Below are 901 nucleotides of genomic sequence, written 5' to 3'. Positions count from 1 at the left end.
GCATCACCATAACCGTTACACCAAGGGTGAGGGAAAATGCTATGTACGATATTTATATTCAATGTGGATTAGTTGTCGGGTTCTTTTTTGTTATGTACTTGGCGGTAAAGTTTATTGCCCATTTGCGTAGAAAGCGACCCAATAAAGAGCTATGGGCTACGATTTTTGAAGGCGTTACGCACAAAACAATGGATCTTGAGCCGCTCAAGCAACCAGAAGTATATATAGAGAAAAAGGCAAAACGGGATGGCCAGACTTACGATGAAGAAACTGGCGAGAAGCAGTATCACATCACCAAGTAATATTCAGCTGACTAAGATGGATTAGCAGCACCGCATAAATTACCATTTCACTAATCTGTTGCGCTGCGCCCAAACAATCACCGGTATAACCACCAATCTGTTTTTGAAAATAGAATTTTGCAGCGTAGCGAACCACAATCAATGTGGCGATTATTAAAATCGCTTTTTGCCAATGCAGTAGAAAAAATATCGGCAAGCAGGTTGCCAATAAAATAACCAGATCGGTTTTGGATTGATTATTTGCCAGCGGTTTACTTTTGCTGCCATCTTCGTCGGCAACATAGCGCATATCAAATACCAAGCTCGCTGCAACTGCGCGCGATAGTGCATAAGCGATAAATATGCCCAGCGCGATTTGGGTGTTTTCAATCAGCAGAAGATACTTTCCCAGCAGTGCCATCACCAGCGCAGCTGCACCGTAAGTGCCGATGCGGCTGTCTTTCATAATGCTGAGCTTTTTCTCGCGCACAAAGGCACCGCCGAAACCATCGGCAGTATCTGCAAGGCCGTCTTCATGAAAGGCGCCGGTGAGTAGCAAACTAAAAGCCATCGCCAGCCAGAGGCTAATGGAATTGGAAAAGAGATAATTAGCGGCAAGA

Annotated in this window: 2 protein-coding genes; one reads left to right on the top strand and one right to left on the bottom strand. The window is 44.6% G+C overall.

Annotated features, from left to right (window positions below):
- The coding region (locus tag ACWA6V_RS13590; protein WP_449522996.1) for a hypothetical protein at nucleotides 1–302 on the top strand (302 nt) is incomplete at its 5' end.
- Here ACWA6V_RS13590 and ACWA6V_RS13585 read toward each other — a convergent pair.
- Nucleotides 292–901, bottom strand: a 610-nt coding sequence (locus tag ACWA6V_RS13585) for an adenosylcobinamide-GDP ribazoletransferase (RefSeq protein WP_449522995.1), incomplete at its 5' end; no start/stop codon positions are given. The two genes, ACWA6V_RS13590 and ACWA6V_RS13585, sit on opposite strands and share 11 nt — an antisense overlap.

This window comes from Cellvibrio sp. (genome assembly GCF_053579595.1).
The sequence above is the reverse complement of the archived record's forward strand: the minus strand, read 5'-3'. Positions and strand labels throughout refer to the sequence as shown.